The organism is Streptomyces sp. NPDC048584 (genome assembly GCF_043199595.1).
In the GTDB taxonomy this organism is placed as follows: Bacteria; Actinomycetota; Actinomycetes; order Streptomycetales; family Streptomycetaceae; genus Streptomyces; species Streptomyces edwardsiae.
In genome coordinates this window covers 272,904-291,327 of sequence record NZ_JBICWF010000001.1, presented here as the reverse complement: position 1 = coordinate 291,327, position 18,424 = coordinate 272,904, and the positions used below count along the sequence as shown (strand labels likewise).

Genomic DNA, 18,424 nt, shown 5'->3' with positions numbered 1-18,424 from the left:
CGCCGTACGAGCACACCCGACCGCCGGCGTTCGGTCGGGGCATGCCCCTCGGCGGCGGGATCAGGGGTACGACACCACCTTGGAGGGCACCGTGTCGGTGCCGGACGTCGGTGAACCGGTGTCGTTGATGACGCACTCGTACTGCCCGTTGCCGCTCAGCGACACCACCAGCAGTCCGTGGAAGCGCACGTCCGGCCGGTTCGGGGCGGCGAAGCCGTGGTGCTGGACGATGCCCGGGTTCACGTTGTAGTAGCAGTAACTGCCCATGCCCCAGCCCTCGTGGGTGGTGACATGGTCGCCGACCTTGTACGCGGCGTAGCCCTTGACCGAGCCGTTCTGCACGGCGGCCTGGTCGGGGGCGTCGTACGCCTTCTCGTTCTGGAAGAAGATCGTGCGGCCCCGCTCGCCGTTCCACTGCACGTCGTACTTGTTGAAGTGCTCGACGAACAGGCCGGTGGCGAGGACGTCATGGCCGTTGACGACGACACCGTAGTCGCAGCGGTTGGTCTCCCAGCCGACGCCGTCGCCGTGGTCGGCGCGCCAGACCCAGGTGTGGTCGACGATGGTGTGCCGGGAGTTGACCACCATCGCGGTGGTCGCCCTGCCGGGACCGGCCCCGCCGACGCGGAGGAAGACGTCCTGCACGGTGACGGGGTCGGCGGAGTGGTTCCCGGAGGCGCCGTCCGGGCCGACCTCCAGCAGGACGGGCGAGTTGACGGGCCCGGCGTCGATGAGGAAGCCCGCGAGGCGTACGCCGTCGACGTCGGCGACCTTGAGGGCGGTGACCCCGTTGCCGGGGATCAGGGTGGCGTAGCCGAGGCCCAGGACGACCGTGCCGGCGCGGTCCACCCGGACCGGCTGGTCGACGTGGTAGATACCCGGCGTGAGCAGCAGGTTGAGGCCCTGGTCGAGCGCCTGGTTGAGGGTGGCCGCCGAGTCGCCCGGCTTCGCGACGTAGAAGCGGTCCAGCGGCAGCGAGGTGCCGCGCGGGGTGCCGTTGCCCCAGGTGACACCGCGCGCGTCGGTGCGCAGCGCGGGCAGGAAGACGCGGTACTGGTCGCCTTCGAGGTACAGGAAGGGCTTCTCGCGGGAGATCGGGGTCCTGTCGAGCGTGGTGTACGGCGGCTCCGGGAAGCCCTGCGCGGGAGCGCCCTCGACACCCGAGAACACCATGTTCCAGACGCCGTTGGTCCAGCCGCCGACCGAACTGTCACGGGTGTACCACTGCTGCTGCGAGTACGGCCCGACCGTGCCGTCGACCCGGCTGTCCGCGATGTAGCCGCCGCTGGCCCAGCCGTAGCCGTCCGGAGCGAGGTTGAGTCCGCCGCGAATGTGCATCCGCCGGAACGGGGCCGCCTGCGCGACCGCCCACCGGTTGGTGCCGTTGACCGGGACGACGGCGAGGTTCTCCGCCGAACGCCAGAAGTTCTGTGTGGCGTTGCCGTCGAACCAGCCCGCGTCGACCGTCACATCACCGTTGATGGTGGTGTCGTCGGGGGAGAGACCCAGCCCGGAGATGGAGGTGTAGAAACCAATTTGGGCGTTGAGCCCGTTGTATGTGCCCGGCTTGAACAGGAGTTGATAGCGGCCGGTGCCGAACTGGGCGCTCTCCTGTTGCCGGAAGATCTCGTCCAGGCGGCCCTGGATGCCCGGCGTGGACGGGTCGAAGACGATCACGTTGGGGCCGAGATCGCCGCCGGCCCGCAGTCGGCGCGGCTTCTTCCGCCCCGCCGGGGGCGCGGCGGCGGCCGTTGTGGACAGGCCGGCGGCCAGTACGGGAGCGGCCGCGGCGGCGCCCAGCAGGGCCCGGCGCCGTACCCCGGAGGGCTCGGGTGCGGGGGAGTTCGTGGGGGAAGCGGGCATGGGGCGTCTCTCTCCTTGTTCGGAAAGTGAACGATGTGGGGGTGGGGGAGCGCTCTCTGGGTCTGCATGTTTCATCTGTGTGCGAGACACGTCAAGAGTTATGACCGTTCAACCTTCGCCGTGTTCAACAAGTGTGCGTACGTCGCCCGTTGGCGATGTGAGCGCATGACCTGTTGATCCTTGTGCCGGATCCCTTGACACCTTCCCGTCAGGAGCTCAACACTCCGTCCGTGGGAGAGCGCTCTCCGAGATTTTCCCCGACCCCTCTCAGGAGGTCTCCATGCCACGGAGATCAAGAGTTCTGTCCGGCACACTGATCGCGACCGCGTTACTGCTGACCTCGATCGGGGTGGGCACGGTCGCGGCCGGCGCCGACGCTCCGGCCGTGCACCCCGCCGGGCACACCATGGCGGTCTCGACCGCCGCCTCGCCCGAGGACCCGGACGGCGACGGCTACATCCCCGCGAACCCGCCCGTCACCGGTGTCAGCCCGTCCACGAAGGAGCCGCCGCACCGCTACTTCCACGAGTTCCAGGCCAACTGCTCGGTCACCCACACGGCGCCCGACGACCCGATCGTCTACCCGCAGCAGCCCGGCAAGTCCCACGACCACACGTTCATGGGCAACACGACGACCAACGCGAACAGCACGACGGCCTCGCTCGCCGCGGGTTCCACCACCTGTCTCGCCCCCGGCGACCGGTCGGCGTACTGGATGCCCACCATGTACGACGGCGACCAGCCGGTGCTGCCGGTGGGTCCGCAGGTCATCTACTACAAGGCCGGCGTCACCGACTACACCAGCGTGCGGCCCTTCCCCAAGGGGCTGCGCTATGTCGTCGGCAGCCCCATGCAGAGCGCCCAGGAGTTCCGCGGCCACCGGGGCTTCGTCGAGGGCTGGGAGTGCGGTGACAGCTTCTTCAACGTCGACTTCCCGGCCGACTGCCCCGACCGCCGTGATGTCCAGGTCAACATCCGTTTCCAGGCACCCAGTTGCTGGGACGGCCGCAACCTGGACACCCCGAACCACCAGGCTCACATGGCCTATCCGGTGGTCAACCCCGGTACCAACAACAACATCTGCCCGGCCTCCCACCCGGTGGCCCTGCCGATGATCGAGTTCAAGATGGCGTTCCCGGTCAACGGCGACCTCTCACGGGTGCGGCTGGCCAGTGGCGCGGGCTACTCGTTCCACTACGACTTCTTCAACGCGTGGGACGAACGCACCCTGAAGGCCATGGTCGACCACTGCGTCGTCGGCGGTCTGCAGTGCGACGCGCGCGGCTACGACCAGAACCACCCGGAGGCAGGCGCGGCCCTGAACGAGCACTACGAACTGCCCTGAACCCGCCCTCCCGGCCGGCTCCCCGCGAGGGCGGGCCGGCCGCACCGAACGGGCCGGCCCGGCCGTCCACGCCCTGTCACGGCCGGGCCGCCCCCCACCCCGTACCCGGAGACCCCACATGAGCCGACCACACGCCCGCAGACTCACCGCACCCCTGACCGCCGCCCTGCTCACCGTCGGCGCCCTCACCGCCCTGCCCGTCCCGGAGGCCGTCGCCGCGGGCAGCACGGTGAAGGTCACCGGCGGCCAGGGGAACTGGCAGCTGACCGTCGACGGCAGCCCTTACCAGATCAAGGGCCTGACCTGGGGCCCCTCCGTCGCCGACGCCGACCGCTACATGCCCGACCTGAAGTCCATGGGCGTCAACACCATCCGCACCTGGGGCACGGACGCGAGCAGCAGGCCCCTGCTCGACTCCGCCGCCGCGCACGGCGTCAAGGTCATCGCCGGGTTCTGGCTGCAACCCGGCGGCGGACCGGGCAGCGGCGGCTGCGTGAACTACCTGACCGACACGGCGTACAAGGAGCAGATGCTCGCCGAGTTCCCGCGCTGGGTGCGGGAGTACAAGGACCACCCGGGCGTCCTCATGTGGAACGTCGGCAACGAGTCCGTGCTCGGCCTGCAGAACTGCTACAGCGGCGACGAACTCGAGCGGCAGCGCGACGCCTACACCACCTTCGTCAACGACGTGACGAAGCAGGTCCACGCCGTCGACCCCAACCACCCGGTGACCTCCACCGATGCCTGGGTCGGTGCCTGGCCGTACTACAAGAGGAACGCCCCCGACCTGGACCTGTACGCGGTCAACTCGTACAACGCCGTCTGTGACGTCCGGGCCGCCTGGGAACAGGGCGGCTACACCAAGCCGTACATCGTCACCGAGTCCGGTCCGGCCGGCGAGTGGGAGGTGCCGGACGACGCCAACGGCGTACCGAAGGAGCCCACCGACCAGGCGAAGGCCGAGGGGTACACCAAGGCCTGGAACTGCGTCACCGGGCACCGCGGCGTCGCCCTCGGCGCGACCCTGTTCCACTACGGCACCGAGTACGACTTCGGCGGCATCTGGTTCAACCTCCTCCCGGCGGGCGAGAAACGGCTGTCGTACTACGCCGTGAAGCGGGCGTACGGCGGTGACACCTCGCGCGACAACACCCCGCCGGTCGTCTCCGGCTTCGGCGTCGAGGGCGACGCGGGGCGGGTGCAGGCGGGCAAGGACCTGATGCTCACCACCCGTGCCACCGACCCGGACGGCGACCGGATCGCCTACGAGGTGCAGGCCAACAGCAACTACATCGACCAGAGCAAGCAGTTGACCACCCTGCCGGTCACCGACCTGGGCGGCGGGCGGCTGAGGGTCACCGCGCCCGAACGGCCCGGTGTGTGGAAGCTGTACGTCAAGGCCACCGACGGCCACGGCAACGTCGGCGTCGAGACCCTCTCCGCGCGGGTCGTGCCGCCCGCCGTGGACGGCACCAACGTGGCCCTCGGCAGACCGGCCACCGCCTCGTCGTACCAGCAGAGTTACGGCGACTGCCCCTGCCCCGCCGGCAACGCCGTGGACGGGAACGCGACCACGCGGTGGGCCAGTGACTGGAGCGACCCGCAGTGGCTGCGCGTGGACCTCGGCAGCCGTACCGCCTTCCGGCATGTGCAGCTGTACTGGGAGACCTCCTACGCCCGGGCGTACACCATCCAGACCTCCGACGACGGACAGAACTGGCAGACCGTACGCACCGTCACCGACGGCAACGGCGGTGTCGACACCCTCGACGTGACCGGGACCGGCCGCTACGTCCGGGTCAACGGCACCGCACGCGGCACCGGTTACGGCTACTCGCTGTACGAGTTCGGCGTCTACAGCTGAAGCGACATCGAGAAGAGAGAGGGTGGGGACCCGGGTGGGGACGAGCGAGGAAGACATCGAGCGGCTGCTGGGCAAAATGACGCCGCGCGCACGGGCGTTGCTGCTCAGCGGAGCCACGACCTGGCGCACCCGCGCCGAACCGGCCGTGGCGCTGCGCGAGTTGGTGATGTCGGACGGACCGGCGGGCGTACGCGGGCAGTCGTGGGACGAGCGCAGTACCGCCGTGCTGCTGCCGTCCGCGACCGCACTCGCCGCCACCTGGGACGAGACACTCGTCGAACGCCTCGGCGGCCTCCTCGCCGCCGAGGCACGGCGCAAGGGCGTGCACGTCCTGCTCGCCCCCAACCTCAATCTGCACCGCAGCCCGCTGGCCGGCCGGCACTTCGAGTGCTTCTCCGAGGACCCGGAGCTGACCGGCCGGATCGGCGCCGCCCTCGTCCGCGGCGTCCAGGCGGGAGGGGTGGCCGCGACGGCCAAGCACTACGTGGCCAACGACTCCGAGACCGACCGGCTCACCGTCGACGTACGCGTCGGCGAACGCGCCCTGCGGGAGGTGTATCTGGCGCCCTTCGAGGCCGCGGTGGCCGCCGGGGTACGACTGGTCATGGCCGGCTACAACGCGGTCGACGGCACCACGATGACCGCCAGCGGGCTGCTCGCCGACCCGCTGAAGAGCGAATGGGGCTTCGACGGTGTCGTCGTCTCCGACTGGGGAGCGGTGCGCGACACCGTACCCACCGCGTGTGCCGCGCTGGACCTCGCCATGCCCGGGCCGGACGGCCCCTGGGGCGAGGCCCTGGCCCGCGCGGTTGCCGACGGCAGCGTGCCCGAGGCGGCCGTCGACGACAAGGTACGGCGCCTGCTGCGGCTCGCCGCCCGCTGCGGCGCCCTCGGTGACGAACGGCCCCCCGCCCGCGCCCCGATGCGCACCCGGGACGTACGCGCCCTGGCCCGGCGGGCCGTCGCCGCCGGGGCGGTGCTGCTGAGCAACCGGGGCGTCCTGCCCCTGGACCCCGGCCGCCTCGGGACGGTCGCCGTGATCGGGGAGCACGCCGCACGGACCCGCACCCAGGGCGGCGGCAGCGCGGGCGTCTTCCCGCAGGACGAGGTCTCCGTCCTGGACGGCGTCCGGGCCGCACTGCGCGGCCGCGCCCACGTCGTCCACGTCCCCGGCCCCCGACCGGACGGCCCCGCACCCGCGCTGGACGCCGCGATGTGCGCCGACCCGCGCTCCGGCCTGCCCGGAGTGCTGCTGCGCGTACTCGATGCCGAAGGCGCCGAACTGTACGCCGAACGGCGGGGCGGAGGGCGTCTGTTGGAGCCGCGTCCGGTGCCGGGCGCGCGCACCGTCGAGGTCAGCGCCCGGCTGCTTCCCCACACCGGGGGCCGCTGGACGCTCGGCGTCGCGGGCTTCGGGCGGATGAGCCTGACCCTGGACGGCCGTGTGATCCTGGACGGGCAGTACCCGCCCGCGACCGACGATCCGGCGGTCGTCCACGTGAACCCGCCCGCCCGGTACGCCGCCGCCGAGTTGGTGGCCGGCCGGGACGTGCTGCTGGTGGCCCGCCGTGAACTGGCGCCGGGCACCGGCCGCGCGACCGTCGTCAGCGCCGCCCCGCCGGCCCCGGACATCGCCGCGTCGCTGGCCGGGGCGGCCCGCGCGGCACGGGAGGCGGACGCGGCGATCGTGGTCGTCGGCACGACCGAACACGGCGAGTCCGAGGGCTACGACCGGACCGACCTCGCTCTCGGCGCCGGCCAGGACGCGCTCGTCCACGCCGTTGCCGCCGCCAATCCGCGCACGGTCGCCGTGGTCAACAGCGGCGGGCCCGTCGAGATGCCGTGGCGGGAGGCGGCGGCCGCGGTCCTGCTGGCCTGGTTCCCCGGGCAGGAGGGCGGCGGAGGGCTGGCCGACGTGCTTTTCGGACGCGCCGAGCCGGGCGGCCGGCTGCCCACCACCTGGCCCGCCGTCCTCGCCGACGCCCCCGTCACCCGCACCCGCCCGGTCGACGGCCGGCTCCCGTACGACGAGGGCCTGCACGTCGGCTACCGCGGCTGGCTGCGCGAACGGCGGGTTCCCGCGTACTGGTTCGGGCACGGCCTCGGCTATACGACATGGTCGTACGAGGAGTTGAGTGTGCCACCTGTCTGGCGGGCGGGGGAGGACCTGTCGGTGACGGTGCGGGTGCGCAACACCGGTGAGCGGGCGGGCCGGGAGGTCGTCCAGGTCTATCTCGCCCGGCCACCCGGCCCGGTCGACCGCCCCGAACGGTGGCTCGCCGGGTACGCGGCCGTGCACGCCGGTCCGGGGGAGACGGTGACGGCACGGGTACGGCTCCCGGCGCGGGCACTGCGGCACTGGTCGGTGGAGCACCACACCTGGCAGGTCGAACCGGGCCCGTGCCGGGTACTGGCGGGCCGCTCGGCGGGGGAGCTGCCCCTGGCGGCGGAGGTCCGTGCGTCGGCGTGACACCTCGGACGAGGACGGGATCGGGGTGCGCTCCGGCGGGCGGGGCCCGGCGGAAGGCAGGTACACCGGGGCGGGCTGGGGAGCGCGCCCCGGTGTACCTGGGCGGGCCGGGGAGCGCGCGGGAGTGCGCCCTGCCGGGCCGGCGCCGGCGGTGGTGGCCCGGGTCCGTGGGCCGGGGCGGCACCCCCGGCCGGGGCGAGTGCGGGAGAGCGCTCTACCGGGCGCGCGGGCCCGACGGTTAAGGTGCCGTCATGAGCAGACAGGCCCCGACCCTGGAGGACGTGGCCCGGGAGGCCGGCGTCTCCCGGGCCACCGTGTCCCGGGTGGTCAACGGCGTCCGCAACGTGGACCCCGGCATCCAGGACCTGGTCCGCCGGGCCATCGAACGCACCGGCTACACCCCCAACCAGGCGGCCCGGCAACTGGTCACCCGGCGCACCACGACCGTGGCGCTGGTCGTCTCCGGCGCGGGGGACTCCTCCGACACGGAGCAGAACGCCTTCGCCACGCGGGTGTTCGCCGACCCCTTCTTCGGCCGCGTCGTCGGGGGTGTGGTCGGACGGCTGCGGCCGCGCGGAATGCACCCGGTGCTGATGTTCGCCGAGACGCCAGAGAGCCGTCAGGAGGTCGTGTCGTACCTCCGCCAGGGCGGTGCGGACGGCGCGCTCGTGGTGTCCACCCACCACGACGACCCGCTGCCCGCGCTGCTGGCCGACGCCCGGCTGCCGGCGGTGCTGTTCGCCCGGCCCGGGCGTCCGGTGCCGCTCAGCTACGTCGACCTCGCCCATCGCGAGGGCGGCCGGCTCGCCGCCGAGCATCTGCTGGCGCGCGGCTGCCGCCGGATCGCCACCGTCACCGGTCCGCTCGCGGTCGCGGCGAGCCAGGAACGCCTCGCCGGGTTCCGGGACACCCTGGCCCGGCACGGGGACCCGTATGTGCCGGTCGCCGAGGGCGGGTTCACGGTCGACAGCGGCATGTCGGCGATGGCGTCGCTGCTCGCCCAGCACCCGGACGTCGACGGGGTGTTCACCGCGAACGACCTGATGGCCCAGGGGGCGATCCAGGTCCTGCGCGACCAGGGGCGCCGGGTGCCGCAGGACGTGGCGGTCGTCGGCTTCGACGACTCGAGCGTGGCGGTCACGTGCCGGCCCCGCCTGACGACGATCCGCCAGCCGGTCGAGGACATGGCGTCGACGATGTCGTCCCTCCTCGACGACCACATCGGCGGGCGGCGCGCCGCCCCGACATCGGTGATCTTCGACCCGGAACTGGTGGTACGCGACTCCGCGTAGTGCTCGGCAGCGGGCCCCGGCCGCGCGGTTCCACGCCTCCTTGAGGGCACTCGGCTGCGGGCCGTCGGTGGCTGGTCGCGCGGTTCCCCGCGCCCCTGGGGGTGTTTCCGGTGCGGTGCTGGAGAGGTGGGCCCTGCCCAGCCCGCCCAGCTGCGGGCAATCGTGCCGCTGGGGCGGCACGGGTGGGCGCAGCGGCGCCTCCCGGCGGGCCCTTGCTCCCGCGTGCCCCGGGGCACCGTGAGGTGCGGTGCCTGCCGGCGGGCCCTTGCTCCCGCGTGCCCCGGTTCACCGTGAGGTGCGGTGCCTGCCGGCGGGCCCTTGCTCCCGCGTGTCCCGGTTCACCGTGACGTGCGGTGCCTGCCGGCGGGCCCTTGCTCCCGCGTGCCCCGTTTCACCGTGAGGTGCGGTGCCTGCCGGCGGGCCCTTGCTCCCGCGTGCCCCGGTTCACCGTGACGTGCGGCGCCTCCCGGCTCGCCCTCACTCCGGCGTGCCCCCGCTCACCACAGCAGGCGGCGCCAGCCGCCCCCCGAGCGCCGCCCGCCACGCCGGCGCCGGCGCCGGAGGCATCGGCGCACGCTGCCCCCCGCGCCCGAAGAAGTCCGCCAGCGGAAGGATCGCCGCCCCCACCGTCACCGCGTCCGGTCCCAGCCGGCCGAGCACGATGTCGACCCGTGCGGCGGGCCGCCGCAGCGCGTACGCCAGCGCATGCCGCCGCACATCCTCCAGGAACCGCGCCCCCAGCTGCAGCCCCGCCCACCCGCCGACGAGGATCCGCTCGGGCTGGAAGAGATTGATCAGGTCGGCCAGCCCCGCCCCCAGATACTCCGCCGTCTCCTCCAGCACCCCCACCGCCACCACATCCCCTGCCGCCCCCTCCGCCAGCAACGCCGTCAGCGCCCCCTCCTCGTCCAGACCGTCCGGCGGCCGGCCCCCCGCCTCCCGCCACCGCGCGACCAGCGCCTCCGCACCCGCGTACGCCTCCAGACACCCCCGCGCACCACAACGGCACCGGCGCCCCCGCACCCGTACCGTCAGATGCCCCCACTCCACGGCCCGGCCCCCCGCCAGCTCGTCGGCGACGACACACGCCCCGACCCCCGAACCGAACAGCACCACCACCGCGTCGCGCGCCCCGCGCCCCCCGCCGAACCACATCTCGGCCTGTCCCAGCGTCCTCGCCCCGTTGTCGATGAACACCGGCAGACCGGACGGCAGCCGCCCCGGCGCCCGCAGCAGCCGCTCCAGCGGTACGGCGTCCCAGCCGACGGTCTGCCCGTGCACCAGGGGACCGTCCGAGGTCTGCTCGACGATCCCGGGCACCCCGATGCCCACGCCCAGCAGCTCACCGCCCCCCGCCCCCGCCGCGCCCAGCACCTCCGCGACACCGTCGAGGATATGCCCGGCGACCACGCCGACGTCGTACGACCGTCTCCCATGACCGGGCAACAGTCGCTCCGTGCGCGCCAGTTCGCTCATCGCGAGGTCGAACAGCTCGACCCGCACCCGGGTTTCCCCCACGTCGACCCCGATCAACCGCCCCCGGTCCGCCACGACGCGGACCAGTGTGCGCGGCCGGCCGCCGTCCGCGCCGAGGCTGCCGGCCTCCTCCACCAGCCCTTCGGCGAGGAGTTCGGCTACGACGTTGCTGACGGAGCCCGAGCTCATCCCGGCGGCGGAACCCAGCGCGAGCCTGCTCATCGGCCCGTCGAAATACAACCGTTGCAGAACGGCGGTGCGGTTGTCCCGCCGCAGGTCACGGACGGTGCGTCCGGTCTGTCTGGCCATTGCGCCCCTCCTCCGTGGCCCACAGCCGGCGTCCGACCGTGCGCGACACCTTGACGTGTCCTTCTCTTGAGGTTTAACTCACGTCCTAAATTAAGCCATGAGGAGCTTCGGGACGCGAACGGGGTGTCGTTTCCGGAAGCAGGCCTCTGACTTCTCGCCTCCCGGAAAGGGACCCAGAAGCCATGCGCAGCATCCGAGCCGCAGCCATAGGCGCCGTCACCATGTCTCTCGCACTCGCCGCCTCGGCCTGCGGCGGGGGCTCGTCGACGGGCGGCGGGTCCAACGACTCGCCGAAGGAACTCACCTACTGGGCCTCCAACCAGGGCGCCAGCGTCGAGATCGACAAGAAGGTCCTTCAGCCGGAGCTCGACAAGTTCGAGAAGGAGACCGGGATCAAGGTGAAGCTGGAGGTCGTTCCCTGGTCCGACCTGCTCAACCGGATCCTCACCGCCACCACCTCCGGCCAGGGCCCCGACGTCCTGAACATCGGCAACACCTGGAGCGCCTCCCTTCAGGCCACCGGCGCGCTGCTGCCCTGGGACGCCAAGAACTTCGGCAAGATCGGCGGTAAGGACCGCTTCGTCGACTCCGCGCTCGGCTCGACCGGCGTCGAGGGTCAGGACCCGGCCGCGGTGCCGCTGTACTCGATGGCCTACGCGCTCTACTACAACAAGCAGATGTTCGCCGACGCGGGCGTCACCAAGCCGCCGGCCACCTGGGACGAGCTGGTCGAGACCGGCAAGAAGATCTCCAAGGACGGGAAGTGGGGCCTCGGCGCCGAGGGTTCCAACCTGTCGAACAACATCCACCAGATCTTCGTCCTCGGCAAACAGCACGGCGCCGACTTCTTCACCGCCGACGGCAAGCCCGACTTCACCTCCGACGGCGCCGTCGCCGCCGTCAAGCAGTACGTCGACCTGATGGCCAAGGACAAGGTCATCGCCCCCGGCAACGCCGAATACGCGCAGAACCAGTCCCTCAGCGACTTCGCCAAGGGCAAGACGGCGATGGTGCTCTGGCAGACCGCCTCGGCCACCTTCAAGACCATGGGCATGAAGGACGACCAGTGGGGCGTCGCCCCCGCCCCCGTCGCGTCCGGCACCCCCGGCACCGGCGAGAGCACCAACTCCATGGTCGCCGGCATCAACATGGCCGTGTTCAAGAACACCGACAACGTCGACGGCGCCACGAAGTTCGTGAAGTTCATGACCAGCGACGCCGAGCAGAAGATCCTCAACAAGGCCTACGGCTCCATCCCGCCGGTCAAGGCCGCCCAGTCCGACGCGGCGTTCAACACCCAGGCCACCGCAGTACTGCGGGAGACGCTCGCCACCAGCGCCGCCGCGCTGCCGCAGGTGCCGGACGAGTCGCAGTTCGAGACGGCGGTCGGTACGGCCGTGAAGGAACTGTTCGCCGACGCCGCCGCCGGCCGCGAGGTGACCACCGAGTCGGTGAAGGCCAAGCTCGCCAAGGCGCAGCAGCAGATGCCGGCCAAGTGACCGCCCACCCGACTCCGACACGGACACGGACATCTCCATGACCACCACGACCGCCCCGGCGGGGCCGGGCGAGCGGACGGTCGGCAAGAACTCCCCCGGTGCGGCGCGCGGACCCCGCCGCCGCACCGGGCGGATCCGCCGCATCGGACTGCCCTACCTGCTGCTCCTGCCGGCCCTGCTGCTCGAACTCCTCGTCCACCTGGTGCCGATGGTCATCGGCATCGTGATGAGCTTCAAGGAGCTCACCCAGTTCTACATCCGGGACTGGACCACGGCGCCCTGGACCGCCCTCGACAACTACAGGATGTCGGTGGACTTCAGCGCCCCGGTCGGTGAGGCGCTGCTCCACTCCTTCCTCGTCACCTGCGCGTTCACGCTGCTCTCCGTCGGCCTGTGCTGGTTCATCGGCACGGTCGCGGCGATCTGCATGCAGGACACCTTCCGCGGCCGGGGCCTGCTCCGGGCCGTCTTCCTGGTGCCGTACGCCCTGCCGGTCTACGCGGCCGTCATCACCTGGGCGTTCATGTTCCAGCACGACAACGGCCTGGTGAACCACGTCCTGCACGACCAGCTCGGTCTCACGGACAAGCCCTCCTTCTGGCTGATCGGCGACAACAGCTTCATCGCGCTGCTCGTCGTATCGGTGTGGAAGGGCTGGCCGTTCGCGTTCCTCATCGTCATGGCCGGCCTGCAGAACATCCCCAAGGAGCTGTACGAGGCCGCCGCGCTGGACGGCGCCGGCGTCTGGCAGCAGATCCGCCGCATCACCCTGCCGTCGCTGCGCCCGGTCAACCAGGTACTGGTCCTGGTGCTGTTCCTGTGGACGTTCAACGACTTCAACACGCCGTACGTGCTGTTCGGCAAGGCCGCCCCCGAGGCCGCCGACCTGATCTCCATCCATATCTACCAGTCGTCGTTCGTCACCTGGAACTTCGGCACCGGCTCCGCCATGTCGGTCCTGCTGCTGCTCTTCCTGCTCGTCGTGACGGGCGTGTACCTGTTCCTGACGTCGCGCGAACGGCGGAGGTCCGCCCGTGTCTAGCACCAAGACGGCCGCACCCCGGTCCCGTACGGCCGTGACCCGGTCCCCGATGGCCGTCCCGGCGTCCTTCCTGTGGACGCGCCGTGTCTTCCTGACCCTGCTCACCGGCTTCGTGCTGCTGCCGGTGTACGTCATGGTCTCCAGCTCACTCAAACCGCTGGAGGACGTCACCGGCAAGTTCCGCTGGCTGCCCACCGGCCTGACGATCCGCCCGTACATCGACATCTGGTCGACGGTGCCGCTGGCGAAGTACTTCGTGAACTCCCTGATCGTGGCCGGCGTGGCGACCGTCTGCTCGGTCGTGATCGCGGTGTTCGCCGCGTACGCGGTCAGCCGCTACGAGTTCCGGGGCAAGCGCGTCTTCTCGGTGACCGTCCTGTCCACGCAGATGTTCCCGGGCATCCTCTTCCTGCTGCCCCTCTTCCTCATCTACGTGAACATCGGCAACGCCACCGGAATCGCCCTGTTCGGCTCCCGCGGCGGCCTGATCCTCACCTATCTGACCTTCTCCCTCCCCTTCTCCATCTGGATGCTGATCGGCTACTTCGACTCGGTGCCGAAGGACTTGGACGAGGCGGCCCTGGTCGACGGCTGCGGCCCGCTCAGGGCGCTGATCAAGGTCGTGGTCCCGGCGGCCATCCCCGGCATCGTCGCGGTCGCCGTCTACGCCTTCATGACCGCCTGGGGCGAGGTCCTCTTCGCCTCCGTCATGACCAACGACACCACCCGCACCCTCGCCGTCGGCCTCCAGGGCTACTCCACCCAGAACGACGTGTACTGGAACCAGATCATGGCCGCGTCGCTGGTGGTGAGCATTCCCGTGGTGGCCGGCTTCCTGCTGCTCCAGCGCTATCTGGTGGCCGGACTGACCGCGGGCGCGGTCAAGTGACCGCCCTCCGTGAACAGATCCTCCCCGAACAGAACGAAAGGACTTACGTGAGCATCGACTTCGCCGCACTCCCGCACGACTTCCTGTGGGGCACGGCCACATCGGCGTACCAGATCGAGGGAGCCGCGGCGGAGGACGGCCGTTCACCGTCGATCTGGGACACCTTCTCCCACACCCCGGGAAAGATCGACAACGACGACCACGGCGACGTCGCCTGCGACCACTACCACCGCTGGCGCGAGGACATCGACCTGATGCGCCGGCTCGGCACCAACGCCTACCGTCTGTCCATCGCCTGGCCGCGCGTGGTGCCGGGCGGCGACGGACCGGTCAACGCCAAGGGCCTCGCCTTCTACGACGAGTTGATCGACGGCCTGCTCGAGGCGGGCATCACCCCGTCCGTCACCCTCTACCACTGGGACCTCCCGCAGGCGCTCCAGGACCGGGACCGCGGCTGGCAGGAGCGCTCCACCGCCGAGCACTTCGCCTCGTACGCCTCCGTCGTCGCCGAACGCCTCGGTGACCGCGTCGGCCACTGGGCCACCCTCAACGAGCCCCTCTGCTCGGCCTGGATCGGCCACCTCGAAGGCGTCATGGCCCCCGGCCTGACCGACCTGACGGCGGCGGTCCGCGCCTCCTACCACCTGCTCCTCGGCCACGGCATGGCGATGCGGGCGATCCGCTCGGCCGCCCCGGGCGCCCAGGTCGGCATCGTCAACAACCTCTCCACCATCCACGCGGCCAGTGACCGCGAGGAGGACCTGGCGGCGGCCCGCCGCATGGACGGCCACACCAACCGCTGGTGGCTGGACCCGGTCCACGGCCGCGGCTTCCCCGAGGACATGCGGGAGGTGTACGGCGTCGAACTCCCCGAGCAGGAGGGCGACATGAAGCTGATCGGCGCCGACCTGGACTGGCTCGGCCTGAACTACTACTTCCCGCAGACCGTCGCCGACGACCCCACAGGACCGGCCCCACGCGTCCGCACCGTCCGCCGCGACGGCGTCCCGCGCACCGGCATGGACTGGGAGATCGACGCGAGCGGCATCGAGGACCTGCTGCTGCGCCTGACCGACGACTACGGCGCGCGCAGGCTGTACATCACCGAGAACGGCTCGTCCTTCCCCGACGTCGTCCGCCCCGACGGCACGATCGACGACCCGGAGCGCCGGGACTACCTCGCCGCCCATCTCGCGGCCTGTGCCTCGGCCGCCCGCAAGGGCGCCCCGCTGGCCGGGTACTTCGCCTGGTCGCTGCTGGACAACTTCGAGTGGGCGTACGGCTACGACAAGCGCTTCGGCCTCGTCCACGTCGACTACGAGACCCAGGCCCGCACCATCAAGGGCTCCGGCCACCGGTACGCGGACATCATCCGCGGCCACGCGGACCGCGCACGGCGAGCGGCCTGATGTGACCGGTGGGCGCGGACGGACGGTCGTCCGCGCCCACCGGGGGCCACCCGGGCTCATGCATGTCATGAGCGTGTCATTCAGTGAGATCTCGCGGGGAACCGGCGCCCCACCCTCCCTCCCAAGGAGAGCCGCATGTCATCCCGTACCCCACGCCTCCTCCTCACCGCCCTCACCACGGCGGCCGTACTGACCGCGGGCCCCGCCATCGCCGCCCCCACCGCCGGGCCGCTCGCCGCGGCCGCCGCCTGGGACACCGACCGCGCGGCCACCGCGTACGCCGCGAACCCGGCCGGGGCCACCGCCTCCGGCAGCGAGAACGCGGGCGTCGCCCCCGGCCTCGCCTTCGACGGCAACGGCGCCACCCGCTGGTCCAGCGACTTCGCCGACAACGCCTGGATCCGCCTGGACCTCGGCACCACGATCCGTATCGACCGCGTCGTCCTCGACTGGGAGGCCGCCTACGGCAAACGCTACGTCCTCGAGGTCTCCGGGAACGGCACCGACTGGACCCCCTTCTACACGGAGACCGACGGCACCGGCGGCTCGGTCACGGCCCACACCTATCCCCAGGACGTCACCGGCCGCTATGTCCGGATGCGCGGCGTGGAACGCGCCACCCCGTGGGGCTACTCCCTCTACTCCTTCAAGGTCTACGGCGGTGAACCCGCCCCCGCGTCGACGACCCGCACCAACCTCGCCCTCAACCACCCCGCGTACGCGAACTTCTACCAACACGCCGGCAACTCACCGGCATTCGTCACCGACGGTGGGCGGCCGGCCGACCTCAAGGCGGACCAGTCGCGCTGGTCGAGCGACTGGAACGCCGACCGCTGGGTCTCCGTCGACCTCGGCGCACGCTCCACCGTAGACACGGTCGACCTCTACTGGGAGGCCGCCTACGCCGTCGACTACGAACTCCAGGTCTCCGACGACAACCGCACCTGGCGTACGGTCTACCGCCCCTCGGCCTCCGAAGTGGCGTCCCGCCGTGCCAACGTGAAGTCCCCGGGTGAGGCGGTGGGCCTGCACGACTCGGTCCGGCTCACGCAGCCGGCCACCGGCCGCTACGTCCGTATGCTCGGCAAGGAGCGCCGCTCCTTCTACAACCCGGCTCCCGCGACCGCCCAGTTCGGCTACTCGCTCTACGAGTTCGAGGTCTGGGGCACCGGCGGCAGCGCGGCGGCGGCCTACCCGGCGCTCCCGGCGGAGCAGCCGGGCTCGTACCGCACCACGTTCTTCGACGACTTCACCACCGCCTCCCTCGACCGCGCCAAGTGGCGCGTGGTCCGCACCGGCACGGAGATGGGCTCGGTCAACGGCGAGTCCCAGGCGTACGTCGACTCCACGGACAACATCCGCCAGGAGAACGGCAGTCTGGTCCTCGAGGCCAAGCACTGCAAGGGCTGCACCAAGGCCGGCGGCGGCACCTACGACTTCACCTCCGGCCGAATCGACACCAACACCAGATTCGACTTCACCTACGGCCGGGTCAGCGCCCGTATGAAGCTCCCGGTCGGTGACGGCTTCTGGCCCGCCTTCTGGCTTCTCGGCAGCAACGTCGACGACCCCACGGTGTCCTGGCCGGCGTCCGGCGAGACCGACATCATGGAGAACATCGGCTACGGCGACTGGACCAGCACCGCCCTGCACGGCCCCGGCTACTCGGCCGACGGCAACATCGGCGCCCGCCAGACCTACCCGAACGGCGGCCGCGCCGACCAGTGGCACACCTACGCGGTGGAGTGGACCCCGACCGGCATGAAGTTCTCCGTCGACGACCGCCTCGTCCAGGAGACGACCCGCAACAAGCTCGAATCCACACGCGGCGCCTGGGTCTTCGACCACAACCAGTACGTGATCCTCAACCTGGCCCTCGGCGGCGCCTACCCGGCCGGCTGGAACAAGGTCACCACCCCGTACTGGGGCCTGCCGCAGTCCAGCGTGGACCGGATCGCGGCCGGGGGAGTGCGGGCGGAGGTGGACTGGGTGCGGGTCGAGCAGAAGGGGTAGCGCCGTCGTGCGTCAGGCGCCCTTGCGCGCCACTCCGCCGTAGATGCCGATCGGCGGGGCGTCGGGGCGCCGTACCTCCTCGGGGCGCCAGTCGGTGACCCGTACCAGCCCCGGCTCGACCATCGCGAAGTCGCCGAACAGGTCGAGCACCGTGGTGTGCGCGCGCAGGTTGAGGGACGCGGTGGCCTTCCTGTAAACGGCCGCCGCGTCCTCGCGCCGGTCCTCGTGGACGTCACCCGTCGCATGGGACAGGACGAGGTAGGACCCGGCCGGCAGTGCGTCGCGCAGGGTGGCGACGATGCCCGCCGGGTCCTCCGCGTCGGCGACGAAGTGCACGACGGCCACCAGCAGCAGTGCCACCGGCCGGTCGAAGTCGATGACCGCGCGCACCTCGGGGTCATCGAGGATCGCGCCCGGATCGCGCAGGTCGGCCAGGACGACGGTGGTGTCCGGGTCGTCCGCCAGGGCCCTCGAGTGGGTCGCGACGATGGGGTCGTTGTCGACGTAGGCGACCCGGGTCTCCGGGGCGATCGACCGCGCGATCTGGTGCACGTTGGGTTCGGTGGGCAGGCCCGTGCCGACGTCGAGTATCTGGCGGATCCCGCCCTCGGCCACCACATGCCGCACCGCGCGGTGCATGAAGTGCCGGTTGGCCAGAACTCCCTCCCGCACCTCGGGCGCCGCCTTCATGAACTGCTCGGCGGCCAGCTGGTCGACCTCGTAGTTGTCCTTCCCGCCGAGGAAGTAGTCGTACATCCGGGCGGGGTGGGGCTTGCTCGTGTCGATCCGGTCGGCGTTCTCGCCGCTGCTCAGGGAGGTCATGCGACCTGGCTCCGTTCTCAACTCGCGGGCCGGCACCCGCGTGAGTGCCTGACGGAACATCATCCTGGCACGAGGAGGAAGCCCGACGCTCCTTGGTCGCTGTTCCCCTACGCGGCTCAACAACCGTCTGG

At 71.4% G+C, this 18,424-nt stretch carries 12 protein-coding genes; 9 read left to right on the top strand and 3 right to left on the bottom strand.

Annotated elements, in window-relative coordinates; translation table 11 throughout:
• Positions 1 to 60 precede the first annotated feature (60 nt).
• Positions 61 to 1,863 carry a coagulation factor 5/8 type domain-containing protein gene (locus ACGFR9_RS01175; RefSeq protein ID WP_393201710.1) on the bottom strand — a complete coding sequence of 601 codons (1,803 nt, stop codon included), beginning with the start codon at positions 1,861 to 1,863 and terminating at the stop codon, positions 61 to 63.
• A gap of 280 nt (positions 1,864 to 2,143) precedes the next feature.
• On the opposite strand from ACGFR9_RS01175, the gene ACGFR9_RS01170 reads away from it, so the two are divergent.
• The 4 genes from ACGFR9_RS01170 to ACGFR9_RS01155 all read left to right on the top strand — a co-directional run bounded on the left by ACGFR9_RS01170 (position 2,144) and on the right by ACGFR9_RS01155 (position 8,834).
• Positions 2,144 to 3,208 (top strand): DUF1996 domain-containing protein, encoded by a 1,065-nt coding sequence (locus ACGFR9_RS01170; RefSeq protein WP_393201709.1) that lies wholly within the window; start codon positions 2,144 to 2,146, stop codon positions 3,206 to 3,208.
• A gap of 118 nt (positions 3,209 to 3,326) precedes the next feature.
• Positions 3,327 to 5,072, top strand: a complete 1,746-nt coding sequence (locus ACGFR9_RS01165; protein WP_393201707.1) for a discoidin domain-containing protein — start codon at positions 3,327 to 3,329, stop codon at positions 5,070 to 5,072.
• Positions 5,073 to 5,148: 76 nt separating this feature from the next.
• Positions 5,149 to 7,542 (top strand): glycoside hydrolase family 3 C-terminal domain-containing protein, encoded by a 2,394-nt coding sequence (locus tag ACGFR9_RS01160; RefSeq protein WP_393202732.1) that lies wholly within the window; start codon positions 5,149 to 5,151, stop codon positions 7,540 to 7,542.
• A gap of 251 nt (positions 7,543 to 7,793) precedes the next feature.
• Entirely contained in the window at positions 7,794 to 8,834 is a 1,041-nt protein-coding gene (locus ACGFR9_RS01155; protein WP_393201705.1) for a LacI family DNA-binding transcriptional regulator, read from the top strand.
• A 477-nt stretch (positions 8,835 to 9,311) separates the two neighbouring features.
• Here the strand turns inward: ACGFR9_RS01155 and ACGFR9_RS01150 are convergent, their stop codons facing one another.
• Positions 9,312 to 10,619, bottom strand: coding sequence for an ROK family protein (locus ACGFR9_RS01150; RefSeq protein WP_393201703.1), 1,308 nt, complete (start codon positions 10,617 to 10,619; stop codon positions 9,312 to 9,314).
• Positions 10,620 to 10,801: 182 nt separating this feature from the next.
• Here ACGFR9_RS01150 and ACGFR9_RS01145 point away from each other — a divergent pair, with 182 nt between their 5' ends.
• The 5 genes from ACGFR9_RS01145 to ACGFR9_RS01125 all read left to right on the top strand — a co-directional run bounded on the left by ACGFR9_RS01145 (position 10,802) and on the right by ACGFR9_RS01125 (position 17,471).
• Complete coding sequence (locus ACGFR9_RS01145; RefSeq protein ID WP_393201701.1) at positions 10,802 to 12,118, top strand: ABC transporter substrate-binding protein; 1,317 nt, start codon at positions 10,802 to 10,804, stop codon at positions 12,116 to 12,118.
• A gap of 37 nt (positions 12,119 to 12,155) precedes the next feature.
• Positions 12,156 to 13,160 carry a carbohydrate ABC transporter permease gene (locus ACGFR9_RS01140; RefSeq protein ID WP_393201700.1) on the top strand — a complete coding sequence of 335 codons (1,005 nt, stop codon included), beginning with the start codon at positions 12,156 to 12,158 and terminating at the stop codon, positions 13,158 to 13,160.
• A 49-nt stretch (positions 13,161 to 13,209) separates the two neighbouring features.
• Positions 13,210 to 14,049 carry a carbohydrate ABC transporter permease gene (locus tag ACGFR9_RS01135; protein ID WP_393202730.1) on the top strand — a complete coding sequence of 280 codons (840 nt, stop codon included), beginning with the start codon at positions 13,210 to 13,212 and terminating at the stop codon, positions 14,047 to 14,049.
• Positions 14,050 to 14,096: 47 nt separating this feature from the next.
• On the top strand, positions 14,097 to 15,458 hold the full coding sequence (locus tag ACGFR9_RS01130; RefSeq protein ID WP_393201698.1) for a GH1 family beta-glucosidase: 1,362 nt from the start codon (positions 14,097 to 14,099) through the stop codon (positions 15,456 to 15,458).
• A gap of 135 nt (positions 15,459 to 15,593) precedes the next feature.
• Entirely contained in the window at positions 15,594 to 17,471 is a 1,878-nt protein-coding gene (locus ACGFR9_RS01125) for a discoidin domain-containing protein (RefSeq protein ID WP_393201696.1), read from the top strand.
• Positions 17,472 to 17,483: 12 nt separating this feature from the next.
• Here ACGFR9_RS01125 and ACGFR9_RS01120 read toward each other — a convergent pair whose 3' ends face one another.
• Positions 17,484 to 18,293 (bottom strand): SAM-dependent methyltransferase, encoded by an 810-nt coding sequence (locus ACGFR9_RS01120; RefSeq protein WP_393201694.1) that lies wholly within the window; start codon positions 18,291 to 18,293, stop codon positions 17,484 to 17,486.
• Positions 18,294 to 18,424: the final 131 nt, after the last annotated feature.